Annotated in this window: 13 protein-coding genes; 7 read left to right on the forward strand and 6 right to left on the reverse strand. The window is 70.6% G+C overall.

From position 1 onward, the window contains the following. Window positions 1-2 precede the first annotated feature (2 nt). Window positions 3-215, reverse strand: a complete 213-nt coding sequence (locus AB0F81_RS24070) for a hypothetical protein (protein WP_360200728.1) — start codon at window positions 213-215, stop codon at window positions 3-5. Window positions 216-449: 234 nt separating this feature from the next. Here AB0F81_RS24070 and AB0F81_RS24075 point away from each other — a divergent pair, with 234 nt between their 5' ends. Beyond that, entirely contained in the window at window positions 450-1,682 is a 1,233-nt protein-coding gene (locus AB0F81_RS24075) for a S8 family peptidase (protein WP_360200729.1), read from the forward strand. A gap of 80 nt (window positions 1,683-1,762) precedes the next feature. After that, window positions 1,763-2,155 (forward strand): response regulator, encoded by a 393-nt coding sequence (locus tag AB0F81_RS24080; protein ID WP_360200730.1) that lies wholly within the window; start codon window positions 1,763-1,765, stop codon window positions 2,153-2,155. Here the strand turns inward: AB0F81_RS24080 and AB0F81_RS24085 are convergent. Together AB0F81_RS24085 and AB0F81_RS24090 are read right to left on the reverse strand one after the other, a co-directional pair. Then, a complete protein-coding gene (locus AB0F81_RS24085; RefSeq protein WP_360200731.1) occupies window positions 2,143-2,898 on the reverse strand; it encodes a class I SAM-dependent methyltransferase in 756 nt (251 codons plus the stop codon). The genes AB0F81_RS24080 and AB0F81_RS24085 overlap by 13 nt on opposite strands. A 2-nt stretch (window positions 2,899-2,900) precedes the next feature. Further along, window positions 2,901-3,656 carry an SDR family oxidoreductase gene (locus AB0F81_RS24090; protein WP_360200732.1) on the reverse strand — a complete coding sequence of 252 codons (756 nt, stop codon included), beginning with the start codon at window positions 3,654-3,656 and terminating at the stop codon, window positions 2,901-2,903. A gap of 152 nt (window positions 3,657-3,808) precedes the next feature. On the opposite strand from AB0F81_RS24090, the gene mshA reads away from it, so the two are divergent. Both mshA and AB0F81_RS24100 read left to right on the forward strand, forming a co-directional pair. After that, window positions 3,809-5,104 carry a D-inositol-3-phosphate glycosyltransferase gene (gene mshA / locus AB0F81_RS24095; protein WP_360200733.1) on the forward strand — a complete coding sequence of 432 codons (1,296 nt, stop codon included), beginning with the start codon at window positions 3,809-3,811 and terminating at the stop codon, window positions 5,102-5,104. Further along, the gene (locus AB0F81_RS24100; protein ID WP_360200734.1) at window positions 5,098-5,577 is read left to right on the forward strand and encodes a YbjN domain-containing protein; all 480 of its coding nucleotides are present in this window, start codon (window positions 5,098-5,100) and stop codon (window positions 5,575-5,577) included. Before mshA ends, AB0F81_RS24100 begins: the two co-directional genes overlap by 7 nt. A 548-nt stretch (window positions 5,578-6,125) precedes the next feature. Here AB0F81_RS24100 and AB0F81_RS24105 read toward each other — a convergent pair. Further along, on the reverse strand, window positions 6,126-7,373 hold the full coding sequence (locus AB0F81_RS24105) for an MFS transporter (RefSeq protein ID WP_360200735.1): 1,248 nt from the start codon (window positions 7,371-7,373) through the stop codon (window positions 6,126-6,128). A 132-nt stretch (window positions 7,374-7,505) separates the two neighbouring features. On the opposite strand from AB0F81_RS24105, the gene AB0F81_RS24110 reads away from it, so the two are divergent. Continuing rightward, window positions 7,506-8,252 carry a phosphoglyceromutase gene (locus tag AB0F81_RS24110; RefSeq protein ID WP_360200736.1) on the forward strand — a complete coding sequence of 249 codons (747 nt, stop codon included), beginning with the start codon at window positions 7,506-7,508 and terminating at the stop codon, window positions 8,250-8,252. Window positions 8,253-8,349: 97 nt separating this feature from the next. On the opposite strand, the gene phoU is transcribed toward AB0F81_RS24110, so the two are convergent. Beyond that, the gene (phoU, locus tag AB0F81_RS24115; protein WP_360200737.1) at window positions 8,350-9,003 is read right to left on the reverse strand and encodes a phosphate signaling complex protein PhoU; all 654 of its coding nucleotides are present in this window, start codon (window positions 9,001-9,003) and stop codon (window positions 8,350-8,352) included. Window positions 9,004-9,196: 193 nt separating this feature from the next. Here phoU and AB0F81_RS24120 point away from each other — a divergent pair, with 193 nt between their 5' ends. Together AB0F81_RS24120 and AB0F81_RS24125 are read left to right on the forward strand one after the other, a co-directional pair. Beyond that, a complete protein-coding gene (locus tag AB0F81_RS24120; RefSeq protein WP_360200738.1) occupies window positions 9,197-10,477 on the forward strand; it encodes an ATP-binding protein in 1,281 nt (426 codons plus the stop codon). A 124-nt stretch (window positions 10,478-10,601) separates the two neighbouring features. Then, complete coding sequence (locus tag AB0F81_RS24125; RefSeq protein WP_189199254.1) at window positions 10,602-11,285, forward strand: response regulator transcription factor; 684 nt, start codon at window positions 10,602-10,604, stop codon at window positions 11,283-11,285. Window positions 11,286-11,410: 125 nt separating this feature from the next. On the opposite strand, the gene AB0F81_RS24130 is transcribed toward AB0F81_RS24125, so the two are convergent. Further along, complete coding sequence (locus AB0F81_RS24130) at window positions 11,411-12,238, reverse strand: hypothetical protein (protein WP_360200739.1); 828 nt, start codon at window positions 12,236-12,238, stop codon at window positions 11,411-11,413. Between the last annotated feature and the right edge of the window lie 60 nt (window positions 12,239-12,298).

Consider the following 12,298-nt stretch of genomic DNA (forward strand, 5'->3'; position numbering starts at 1 on the left):
GGTTACTTGCCCGCCCAGCTGAAGCCGTCCTCCAGGCGGATCTTGCTCGCGACCCGCGCGATGTCGGCGTGGTGCCGGTTGGCGTGATGGCCACAGAACGCCAGTTCGCCACCGCTGGTGAGGGCGACCTCCAACTTGGCGGCCGCGCCGCAGCGATCGCAGCGCTCGGTCAGCTCGCCGACGATGTCGATCTCGGGCGACAGCAGGGTGGTCATATCGCTCTCCTTGCTCAATGCGGTGCAGCGGTCCTGACAGCGTGAGATTCGGCCCGCGGCACGGTCGGCTTAGAGGTTCCCCGGTGTGATCCGTCCGATCCGAATCGGTCACGGATAACCGCACCGTGCGTGCAACCGGGGCGTACCCGAGCTTGCTCCTGTTCCTTTTCAGCATTTCCCTCAAGTGCTTACGGCATGCCCCTCGAGCCGGAGCAAGACCGAGAGGAAGTGCTTTTGTTCGGTACCGACGCCCGTCGCCTGGCTTTCCGTCTGATCGCCACCGCGAGCGCCGCCACAGCCGCCCTTTCCGGCCTGGCCGGCCCGGCTCTCGCCGGGGAGACCGCCGCTCCGGCCGTCGGCACGATCGCCGGGGCCGGCGCCGCCGGCGCCATCGCGGGTAGCTACATCGTCGTGCTCGACCCGGCGTCCGCCGGAACGAGCGGTGTCACCTCAGCTTCCCAGGAACTGGTGCGTGCGTACGGCGGAACGGTCGTCGACGACTACTCGGCCACCATCCGTGGCTTCCACCTGCGCGCGAGTGCCGAGCAGGCCCGCCGCATCGCCGCCGACCCGGCCGTCCGCTACGTCGAGCAGGACGCCACGATCAGCACGGCCGGGCAGCAGGCGGCGGACGTCGCCTGGGGCACGGACCGGATCGACCAGCAGTCGCTGCCGCTGTCGAACACCTACAGCTACCGGTCCGCCGCGGACGTCACCGCGTACGTGATCGACACCGGGATCCGCACCTCGCACCAGGAGTTCGCCGGCCGGGCCGCCTCCGGCTGGGACTTCGTCGGGAACGACCCGGTCGCCGACGACTGTCACGGGCACGGCACGCACGTCGCGGGCACCATCGGCGGCGCCACCCACGGCGTGGCCAAGGACGTCAAGCTGGTCGGGCTGAAGGTGCTCGGCTGCGACGGGCTGGGGTCGTACGCGGACTTCGTCGCCGCCGTCGACTGGGTGACCGAGCACGCGCAGCGGCCGGCCGTGGCGAACATGAGCCTCGGCGGGGAGGTCAGCCAGGCGCTGGACGAGGCGGTCACCCGGTCCATCGCCTCGGGGGTGACCTACACGATCGCCGGCGGCAACGAGGAGCAGCGGGCCTGCGACTACTCGCCCGGCCGCACCCCCGCCGCGATCACCGTGGGCGCCACCGACCGCACCGACCGGCGGGCCTGGTTCTCCAACTACGGCACCTGCCTCGACCTGTTCGCCCCGGGCGCCGACATCCGGTCCGCGGGCATCGCCTCGGACACCGCCGCCGAGACGATGAGCGGCACCTCGATGGCGGCGCCGCACGTCGCCGGCGCGGCCGCCCTGGTGCTCGGCGCCCACCCGGACTGGGCCCCCCAGCAGGTTCGCGACGACCTGGTCGCGCACGCCGGCACCGGCCTCGTCCGCAACGCGGGAAGCGGCTCGCCGAACCTCCTTCTGCACACCGGCCACCTGATCGGCGCCGCCTGACAACGGCTGCGCCAAGTGCCGTACGCGACCCCCACCCGGCGGATAGCGTGAACACGACCCCAGCTGCGAGGAGGATCGCCATGTCCGAGGCGCCGGTCGCCGAACGGCCGACCGTCCTCGTCGTCGACGACGAGGAGGACCTGCGCGACATCATGCGCCGCATGCTGGAGCGCCGTGGCTACGCGACGCTGGTGGCCGGTGATCCGGAGGAGGCGATCTCGGTCTGCCGGGAGCATCCGGAGATCGCCGCGCTGGTCACCGACCTGACCCTGCCCGGGGCCTCCGGTGGGGAGCTGGCCGGTCAGGCCAGCGACCTCCGTCCCGGGCTGGGGGTGGTCTTCATCTCCGGGCTGCCCAAGGACATCGCCGTCACCAAGGGCCTGGTCGGCGCGGACGCGCTGCTGGTGAAGAAGCCGTTCACCGCGGACGCCCTGCTGGCGGCCCTGAAGGCGGTCATCCCTCAGGCGGGATAGGTCAGCGTCAGCTCGCCCAGCCGCCAGCGGGCCGGGCCGTCCAGCACCGGCCAGCCCTCGGCGCGCATCCGGCGCACCGTGGCCAGCCAGCGCTGCCGCGGCCCGAACGGAGTGGCCTCGGTCTCCCACGCCCGGCCCAGCGCCCGCAGCAGCTCGTGCACCGGGTGCCCGGGAACGTTGTGGTGGATCAGCGACTTGGGCAGCCGCTCGGCGAAGACCGACGGGTGCTCCAGCACCGGCAGCCGGGCGGAGAGGGTCAGCGTGCGGGGCTCACCCCGCTCGACGACCACCCAGGTGGCGATCCGGCCCAGCTCGTCGCAGGTGCCCTCGACGAGCAGCGCGCCGGTCGCGGTCATCGTCCGCCAGGCGGCCGCCACGTCCTGCTCATCGTACTGGCGCAGCACGTTGAACGCGCGCACGACCACCGGGGCGAGCCCGGCCAGCTCGAACCCGCCGCGCCGGAACTCCAGCCACGGCGGGTCCGCGAACGGTTGGGCGCTGCTCACCCGTACCGGATCGATCTCCAGACCGACCACCGCGACGTCCGCGCGGACCGCGGCCGCCAGGCGACCGCGCAGTTCCACCGCGGTGACCGGCGTCGCGCCGTAGCCCAGGTCGACCACCAGCGGCCTCGCGGCCTGCGCCAGCAGAGCCGCACATCGGTACGCGATGTAGTTGTCCACGCGCCGCAGCCGGTTGGGATTGGTGGTCCCCCGGGTGATCGAGCCGACCGGCCTGGTCACCGTTACTGCTCCCGGTGCACCTTGTGCTGGGCGGCCTGAGCGATCGGGCGGATCACCAGCCGGTCGATGTTGACGTGCTGGGGACGGGTCGCGGCGAACGCGATCACGTCCGCGATGTCCTCGGCGACCAGCGGCTCCTTCACCCCGTCGTAGATCGAGTCGGCCTTCGTCCGGTCGCCGCCGAAACGGTTGAGCGAGAACTCGTCGGTGCGCACCATGCCCGGGTCGATCTCGATCACCCGGACCGGCTTGCCGCACAGTTCCAGCCGCAGCGTCCCGACCACGGCGGTCTGGGCGTGCTTGGCCGCGGTGTATCCGCCGCCGCCCTCGTAGGTGGTGAAGGCCGCGGTGGACCCGACCGTCACGATCGTGCCGGCCCCGCTCGCCTCCAGCGCCGGCAGCAGCGCCTGGGTGACGCGCAGGGTGCCGAGCACGTTCACGTCGTACATCCACTTCCAGTCCTCGACCGACCCGGTGGCCACCGGGTCCAGGCCGCGGGCGCCGCCGGCGTTGTTGACCAGCAGCGCGAGCGGGCCGCCCAGGCCGGTCACCACCTCGGCCAGCCGTGCCACCGACGCGTCCGAGGTCACGTCGCACTCGACCGCGGTGGCCTCCGGGCCGATCTCGGCGACCAGCTCGGCCAGCCGGTCAGCGCGCCGGGCGGCCGCGACCACGTGGAATCCCTCGGTGGCGAGGCGGCGGGCCGTGGCGGCGCCGATTCCGCTGGACGCACCGGTGACGACAGCGATTTTCTGCATGTCCCGATCCTCTCGTACGTCGCCGGTCAAGCCCGGTATCCAATGACCTGGATCACCCTCGATCGGCTGCGTGGGGGTTCGTGGACCGCCGATGGGGAAGATGAACGTTGGCGCAACAAGTTTTTCTGACGCGACGCGGAGGGGGTTCACACGTGGCTGAGCTACGGGCCGGCGGCCTGGCTGTCCCACGACGGATTGCCACCCTCTCGGTGCATACGTCACCCCTGGAGCAGCCGGGCACCGGCGACGCGGGCGGGATGAACGTCTACATCGTCGAGGTCGCGAAGCGTCTCGCCGAGCGTAACGTCGAGGTGGAGATCTTCACCCGGGCCACCGCCAGCGGCCTGCCACCGATGGTCGAGATGCTGCCCGGTGTCCACGTGCGCCACGTCACCGCCGGCCCGTTCGAGGGGCTGGCGAAGGAGGAGTTGCCGTCGCAGCTCTGCGCGTTCACCAACGGTGTGCTGCGCGCCGAGGCGGCACACCCGCCCGGTCACTACGACCTGATCCACTCCCACTACTGGCTGTCCGGTCAGGTCGGCTGGCTCGCCCGGGAGCGCTGGGGTGTGCCGCACGTGCACACCGCGCACACCCTCGCGAAGGTGAAGAACAGGTTCATCGCGAGCGGTGACCGGCCCGAGCCGAAGGCCCGGCTGATCGGCGAGGAGCAGGTCGTCGCGGAGTCCGACCACCTGGTCGCGAACACCCGGTTCGAGGCCCAGGACCTGATCACCCACTACGACGCGGACCCGGCCCGGGTCAGCGTCGTACAGCCCGGGGTGGACCTGGGCCGGTTCCGTCCCGGCGCCGTCGACCGGGCCCGCTTCGGGCTGCCGGAGAACGGCCGGATCGTGGCGTTCGTCGGCCGCATCCAGCCGCTCAAGGCGCCGGACGTGCTGATCTCCGCGGTCGCCGAGATGCGCGCCCGGGGAACGTCCGACGTGACTTTGGTCATCTGCGGCGGCCCCAGCGGCAGCGGCCTGGACCGCCCGACCGCGCTGATCGAACTGGCCGCGTCGCTCGGCGTCGCCGACTCGGTGGTCTTCCTGCCCCCGCAGACCGGCGCCGACCTGGCCGCCCTGTACCGGGCCGCCGACCTGGTCGCGGTGCCGTCCTACAACGAGTCGTTCGGCCTGGTGGCGCTGGAGGCGCAGGCCTGCGGCACCCCGGTCGTCGCGGCCGCGGTGGGCGGTCTGGTCACCGCGGTGCGCGACGGGATCAGCGGCGTGCTGGTCGACGGGCACGACCCGGCCGACTGGGCCCGCGTGCTGACCCGGCTGCTCGACGCGCCCGGTCACCGGCGCGGTCTGGCGGCCGGCGCGGTGGCCCACGCGTCCCGGTTCTCCTGGGACCGGACCGCCGAGGCGCTGCTACGGGTCTACCGTGACGCGATGAGTGAGCACCGGGCGCTGATCACGGCGCGGCTCGAGGGGGCGTGCGCATGGTGAAGGAACTGATCGAGCGGGCTCTGACCGAGCGCGAGCTGGAGTGGGAGTCCACCGGCGACAGTGCGTACGTGGTCACCCTGCCCGGCACCCACAAGCTGAAGACCGCCTGCAACCTGATCATCGGCGAGCACTCGCTGCGGATCGAGGCGTTCGTGATGCGCCGGCCGGACGAGCGGCACGAAGACCTCTGGGCCTGGCTGCTGCGCCGCAACGCCCGCATGTACGGCGTCGCCTTCTCGATCGACGCGGCCGGCGACATCTACCTGACCGGCCGGGTCGCCCTGAACGGCCTGGACGAGGACGAACTGGACCGCCTGCTCGGTTCGGTGCTCACCTACGCCGACGAGTCGTTCGACACCATGCTGGAGATCGGCTTCGGCACGTCGATCCGCCGGGAGTGGGAGTGGCGGGTCAAGCGCGGCGAGTCGCTCGCCAACCTGCAGGCCTTCAAGCACCTGGCTCCGGAGAAATGATCTCCATCTCCCAAGGTCGATGGCAGAGCGCTTAAAGCGGCGCCGAAAATAACGGTGCACCCCGCATCCGCCGGTTTGCCGCGCCCTGTCCGTGGGTACTCCGTTCCACCCGTCTGTCGTCATTTCCCGGTGTAGTTATTTCTTCCACCCGGGGGAGCCCGGACGAGTGATTGGTGGATCCTCCGATCGGTTGGTTGTCGGCGATTGTGACGGTTGAGACAGATGTCGACACGAAATCGGGTTGTAAGGCTTGACTGCCCCAACTAGCGTGGTCGATGGACGCCGAGCCGTTAGTTCGGGGAACGGGTCGATCGGCAACGATCGCCACGGAGCGGCGTTTGGGGACGGGTGGCATGAGCCGTTGGGGGACGGCGCGACCCGAGACCGGCGGTTAGTGCGGGCGGCGCCTATGGGGATGGGTGTCGCCCGCCGCCGCCGGCGCTTTTGTTTCCGGGTTGTTTCACGGCCGTCCACCGTTCCGTGGTTTTCCCGCATCGATCAAATGGTGTGCGCATTCCCCATTGGCGCGGTGTCCGATGTGTTCAGTGTCAGGAACCGGCCGCAACCAGAGCGGCCCGTGCCTCGGCCACCCGCTGCTGCTCGGCCCGCCGGGCGCGCGCCGGACCGGCGAGCAACTGACCGGCCGCGGCCAGGGCGCAGAGTCCGAAACACCCGGCCCAGAGCACCACGTCGCCGCCCTTCTGCAGGATCAGGCCGCCCAGGACCGGTGCCAGCGCCGTGCCGATCGACCAGGTGAGCGAGTTCAAACCCTGGTAACGGCCGCGCAGCGCGGGCGGTGACAGGGCCGCGACCGTGGTGGCGTTGCTCGGCGACTGGAGCATCTCGCCGAGCGTCCAGATGACCACGGTGAGCGCGTACATCCACGGGGCCTCGGCGATCGCGACCAGCCCGAACCCGACCCCGATGATCAGGACCGCGAGAGCCAGCACCCGCGAGCTGTCCCGGCCGGCGATGAACCGGGGCACGAAGAGCTGGCCCAGCACGATGAGGACACCGTTGACCGCGATCACCAGACCGTAGGTGGCGGCCGAGAAGCCGTCGGCCAGCATGGCGATCGGCAGGGTCGAGGCGTGCTGCAGGATGACCAGCACCGAGGCGAGGGTGAGCAGCAGATAGACCAGGAAGACCCGGTCCTTCAGCGCGGTGCCCATGCCGCCGGCGGAGCGGGCGTGGCCGGGACTGTTCGCCCGGACCGGGCGGGTCTCGGCCAGGAAGACCGCGGTGATGATCGCGGTGAGCAGGGTGGTGCCCGCGTCCACCACGAACAGCAGCAGGTAGTCGACCTGCGCGGCGAGGCCGGCCGCGACCGCGGCGAGCGCGAAGCCGAGGTTGATCGCCCAGTAGTTCAGCGAGTACGCCCGGACCCGGTCGTGCTCAGGGACGACGTCGACCATCATCGCGGAGAACGCCGGCCGGACTCCCTCGGAGAAGCAGCCCAGCAGCAGCGTGACGACCGCGATCTGGGCATAGGTCTCGGCGAAGCCCAGGGTGAGCATCAGCGCGGCCGCGCCGAACTGGGCGGTGAGCATGGTCGGCCGCCGGCCCCAGCGGTCGGCGAGGACCCCGCCGGTCATCGTGCCGATCGCGCCGCCCACGCCGTAGAGCCCGAGGACGATGCCGGCCTGGCTCTGCGTGAAGTGCCGGTCGCCGGTGAGGTAGATGCTGAGGAACAGCACCACGAAGGCGCCGAGCCGGTTGATCAGCGTGCCGGTCCAGAGGAACCAGAACTGCCGGGGCAGTCCGCCCACGGCTTGCCGCAACCAACCCCGCACCATGCCTCCCTGTAAGCACTGATCATGTGCTTTTCCCTTACAACCTAGGGGGCGGCGCAACCGGGTTTCCATGTGGCGGCGGACACGTACCGGGTGGCCCGCACACGGCCCGGCGCGGCGGGGGAAGATGTGCTCATGACTGGAACCCTGGTGCTGCTGCGGCATGGCAGAAGCGAGTGGAACGCCAAGAATCTCTTCACCGGCTGGGTCGACGTGGACCTGGACGCCACGGGTGAGGACGAGGCCCGGCGCGGGGGCGAGCTCCTCAAGGAGCAGAACGTGTTGCCCGACGTGGTGCACACCAGCCTGCTGCGCCGCGCGATCCGGACCAGCGAGATCGCCCTGCACATCACCGACCGGCACTGGATCCCGGTCAAGCGCCACTGGCGGCTCAACGAGCGCCACTACGGCGCCCTGCAGGGCAAGGACAAGAAGCAGACCCTGGAGGCGTACGGCGAGGAGCAGTTCATGCTCTGGCGCCGGTCGTACGACGTACCGCCGCCCCCGATCGAGGACGGCTCCGAGTTCTCCCAGTTCGGCGACGCCCGGTACACGGACCTGCCGCCGGAGCTGCTGCCGAAGTCGGAGTGCCTGAAGGACGTCCTGGAGCGCGCCCTGCCGTACTGGTACGACGCGATCGTCCCGGACCTGCGCGCCGGCAAGACCGTGCTCGTCGCCGCGCACGGCAACTCGCTGCGCGCCATCGTCAAGCACCTCGACCAGATCTCCGACGAGGCGATCGCCAAGCTCAACATCCCGACCGGCATCCCGCTGCGCTACGACCTGGACGAGAACCTGCGCCCGGTCAACGCGGGGGGTACGTACCTCGACCCGGAGGCCGCCAAGGAGGCCGCCGCCGCCGTCGCCAACCAGGGCCGCTGAACCGCCCGGTCCCGTGACAGACGGAGGCCGGGACGCCCCCGTGGCGTCCCGGCCTCCGGATCCTCGGCCGCGGTGAGAACGCGTGCCGGGATCGATCTCAGTTCTTGGTGTTCGCCGGCTCCCCGGTGATCAGGTAGATGACGTGCTCACCGATGTTGACCGCGTGGTCGGCATAGCGCTCGTAGAAGCGGCCGAGCAGCGCGCCGTCGATCGCGGTCTCCGCGCCGTAGGGCCAGTCGTCGTCGAGCATGATCTTGAAGAGGTGACGCTCGAGGTCGTCGATCGCGTCGTCCTCCTTCTCCAGCTCCGCCGCGACCGCGACGTCCGGAGTGCTCAGCAGGCCGGTGATCTTCTCGGCCATCCGGTCCGCCACCTCCGCCATCTGCTTGAAGGTCGGGCGCAGCTCGGCCGGCACGGCCGGCGACGGGTGCCGGCGCGACGCGGTCTTCGCCACGTGCTCGGCCAGATCGCCCATCCGCTCCAGATCGGCCGAGATGTGCAGGGCGGTGATCACCCGGCGCAGATCGCCCGCGACCGGCGCCTGCCGGGCGATGGTGTCGGCCACCTTCGCCTCGACCTGCTCGTAGATCGCGTCGACCTCGGCGTCGCGTTCCATCACCGCTTCGGCGGCCTTGAGGTCCGCGGTCAGCAGCGCGGTCGTCGCCTTGCGCAGCGCGGCGCGGACCGCCTCCGCCATGGTCACCAGCAGGCGGCTCACCTCGATGAGGTCGGCCTGGTACTCCTCGCGCATGTTCTGGTCCCGGTGCTCAGGGCCGGCGTAGGACGACCGGCCGGGGTGTGCTGCCCACGCTAGGTCGGGACAGCGGCCTCAACGTGAACAGCGGTGAACGACGCCGGGCGCAGTGGTGAACATTATTCGACGCGCGCCCGTTTAGTCCTTTTGGCCCTGTGGTTCAGGTAAACAATGACCCTACGATCGCAGCGTGGAGTGGGAATATGCCGTCGGCCTCGTCTCAGCTGCGCTCGCCGTCGGTGTGGGAGCGGGGCTGGCTCTGGCCCGGGTCCGCCGCTCGGGCGACACGGCCGAGCCGCGACCAGGGGAGGGGAGTGCCGCCATCGAACCGGACGAGGATCGCCCGGCGGGTAAGAACGGACTCAAAGGGCTCGGTCGCAAGAGCCTCGACTCGCTTCGGGTCGGGGTCGTCGTCCTGGACGCTGACGACTACCCGGTGCTGGTCAACCCCGCCGCACGCGCGATGGGCCTGCTCCGCTCCGGCGGGGCGCCCGGCACCATCGCCGCCCATCCCATCCTGCGTACGCTGGCCGGGCAGGTGCGGCGCACCGGCGTACGCCGGGAAGTGGAACTTGATCTGCCGCGCGGTCGCGCCGGCGGCGCGCAGGCGCCGCTCGGCCTGCACCTGCGTGCCGTCGCGCTGAACTCGACGCACGTGGCGGTCGAGGCCGCCGACGTGACCGAGTCGCACCGGCTGGCCCGGGTCCGCCGTGACTTCGTCGCCAACGTGAGCCACGAGCTGAAGACCCCGATCGGGGCGCTCCAGCTGCTGGCCGAGGCGCTGCTCGACGCCACCCAGCTGCCCGAGACGTCGCCCGAGGCGCAGTCCGAGGACCTGCTGGCCGCCCGGCGCTTCGCCGACCGCATCCACCACGAGTCCGCCCGGATGGGCCGGCTGGTGAACGAGCTGCTCGAGCTGAGCCGCCTGCAAGGGGCCGAGCCGCTGCCGCACCCGGAGCCGGTCTCGCTCGACTGGGTCATCGCCGAGGTGATCGACCGGACCCGGACCACCTCCTCGGCCAAGGGCATCGAGATCACCTACGACGGGCCCAAGGGCGCCATGGCCTACGGCAACGACAGCCAGATCGCCACCGCCGTCACCAACCTGGTCGAGAACGCGATCGCGTACTCCGGCGAGGACACCAAGGTCTCGCTCGCCATGCGGCAGAGCGACGACTGGATCGAGATCGACGTCGCCGACCAGGGCATCGGGATCGCCCCGCAGGACGTCGATCGCATCTTCGAACGGTTCTACCGAGCCGACCAGGCACGCTCGCGTTCCACCGGCGGAACCGGTCTCGGCCTGGCCATCGTCAAGCACATCGCCACCAATCACGGGGGCCGCGTCGACGTGACCAGTTCACTTGGCGACGGCTCTACGTTCACCCTGCGCCTACCCGCGCGACCCCCAGAGTCCCCCTCGCCGTCACCGACGGCGATTGAGATCGAGTCCGGTGTGGCCGGGCGCTGAGTCTTCCGGGCGGCTTCGCCGCAAAACCCGGAAAACCGCGCTTAACCCAGCCGGCGGCCTCCTGCCGCGCCCACCGGTCCCAGTGGGGCGCGAACATGTCGCGCCGACGACGGAAGGAACTTCATTGGCCCGCGTGCTCGTGGTCGAGGACGAGGAGTCGTTCTCCGACGCCCTGTCGTACATGCTGCGTAAAGAGGGATTCGAGGTATCGGTCGCTGCGACCGGCACCTCGGCGCTCACGCAGTTCGACCGGACCGGTGCCGACATCGTGCTTCTCGACCTCATGTTGCCGGAGATGTCCGGCACCGAGGTCTGCCGCCAGCTGCGGCAGCGCTCGGCCGTCCCGATCATCATGGTCACCGCTCGGGACAGCGAGATCGACAAGGTGGTCGGACTGGAGATCGGTGCCGACGACTACGTCACCAAGCCGTACTCGCCGCGTGAACTGGTCGCCCGGATCCGCGCCGTGCTGCGCCGTCAGGGGGCCGAGGCCGCCGAGGTGACCACCCCGACGCTCGCCGCCGGCCCGGTCCGGATGGACGTGGAGCGCCACGTGGTGACGGTCGACGGCGCCGGCGTACAGCTGCCGCTGAAGGAGTTCGAGCTGCTCGAGCTGCTGCTGCGCAACGCCGGCCGGGTGCTCACCCGGGGCCAGCTGATCGACCGCGTCTGGGGCGCCGATTACGTCGGTGACACCAAGACCCTGGATGTGCACGTCAAGCGGCTGCGCTCGAAGGTCGAGCCGGAGCCGTCCGCGCCGCGTTACATCGTCACGGTGCGTGGTCTCGGCTACAAGTTCGAGCCCTAGGAGTTCGAGCCCTAGGAAAAGGAACGGCCAGGCGCCCGTCCGTGGACGCCTGGCCTACCCCAACCGAGCATTGCTCCATGACAGGCTGGCATGCGACTAGGGCTTGCCGCAATCCCCGTTTCGGGTCAGGCCCGCCCGGGTGAGGCGGGCTCGCGCCCGCCGCGGCGCTTCGGCGCCTGCGCGCTCACGGTCGCCGGGTGAACGGCGATCAGGCCGGACTTCAGGCGGGCAGCGCAGAGTTCCGCCAATTTCTCGTACGCCGCCTCGCCGATCAGTGCGGTCAGCTCCGGGGCGTAGGACAGGTACATCGGCGCCGTGCCGACGTGCGCGTCCGGCGACGAGGTGCACCACCAGGCCAGATCGTGCCCGCCCGGCCCCCAGCCGCGGCGGTCGAACTCGGTCAAAGTGGACTGCAGCAGCTTGGTGCCGTCGGCCCGGGTGATCCAGTCCTGTTCCCGGCGCACCGGCAGCTGCCAGCAGACGTCGGGCTTGTAGGTGAGCGGGTGCACCCCGTCCCGCAGCGCCTGGGCGTGCAGCGCGCAGCCGCCGCCGGCCGGGAAGCTCGCGTCGTTGAGGAAGACGCACGGCCCGTCACTGGATCGGGTGGCGGTGCGCCGGGCCGGTTTGGTTCCGTCGACCGTGTCCACCTCGGTGTAATTCTTGAATCCCCGCCGATGGTGTTGCCAGGTCTCCGGAGTGAGCCGGGCGGCCGCCGCCTTGACCCGGTTCTCGTCGTCGGCGTCGGTGAAGAAGGCGCCGTGCGAGCAGCAGCCGTCGTCGGCCCGGCCGCCGACGATGCCGCGGCAGGCGGAGCCGAAAACGCAGGTCCAGCGGGAGAGCAGCCAGGTCAGGTCGGCTCGGACCAGGTGTTGCTCGTCGGCGGGGTCGAGGAATTCGATCCATTCCCGAGGGAAGTCGAGCGGGACCTCCGTCGGTGGCTGCGTGCGGCTCATCCGGCTCAGCGTACGCCCACCGATGGATCATGACCGTTTAGAGCTGATATATCCGGGCGT

Source organism: Actinoplanes sp. NPDC024001 (assembly GCF_040638955.1).
In the GTDB taxonomy this organism is placed as follows: Bacteria; Actinomycetota; Actinomycetes; order Mycobacteriales; family Micromonosporaceae; genus Actinoplanes.

Bases quoted from the DNA above. Each gene is read 5' to 3' on its own strand.
- AB0F81_RS24090 (WP_360200732.1), bottom strand. From the start codon at position 3,656: ATGCAGAAAATCGCTGTCGTCACCGGTGCGTCCAGCGGAATCGGCGCC.
- AB0F81_RS24100 (WP_360200734.1), top strand. From the start codon at position 5,098: ATGGTGAAGGAACTGATCGAGCGGGCTCTGACCGAGCGCGAGCTGGAG.
- AB0F81_RS24110 (WP_360200736.1), top strand. From the start codon at position 7,506: ATGACTGGAACCCTGGTGCTGCTGCGGCATGGCAGAAGCGAGTGGAAC.
- AB0F81_RS24070 (WP_360200728.1), bottom strand. From the start codon at position 215: ATGACCACCCTGCTGTCGCCCGAGATCGACATCGTCGGCGAGCTGACC.
- AB0F81_RS24105 (WP_360200735.1), bottom strand. From the start codon at position 7,373: ATGGTGCGGGGTTGGTTGCGGCAAGCCGTGGGCGGACTGCCCCGGCAG.
- AB0F81_RS24130 (WP_360200739.1), bottom strand. From the start codon at position 12,238: ATGAGCCGCACGCAGCCACCGACGGAGGTCCCGCTCGACTTCCCTCGG.
- AB0F81_RS24080 (WP_360200730.1), top strand. From the start codon at position 1,763: ATGTCCGAGGCGCCGGTCGCCGAACGGCCGACCGTCCTCGTCGTCGAC.
- phoU (WP_360200737.1), bottom strand. From the start codon at position 9,003: ATGCGCGAGGAGTACCAGGCCGACCTCATCGAGGTGAGCCGCCTGCTG.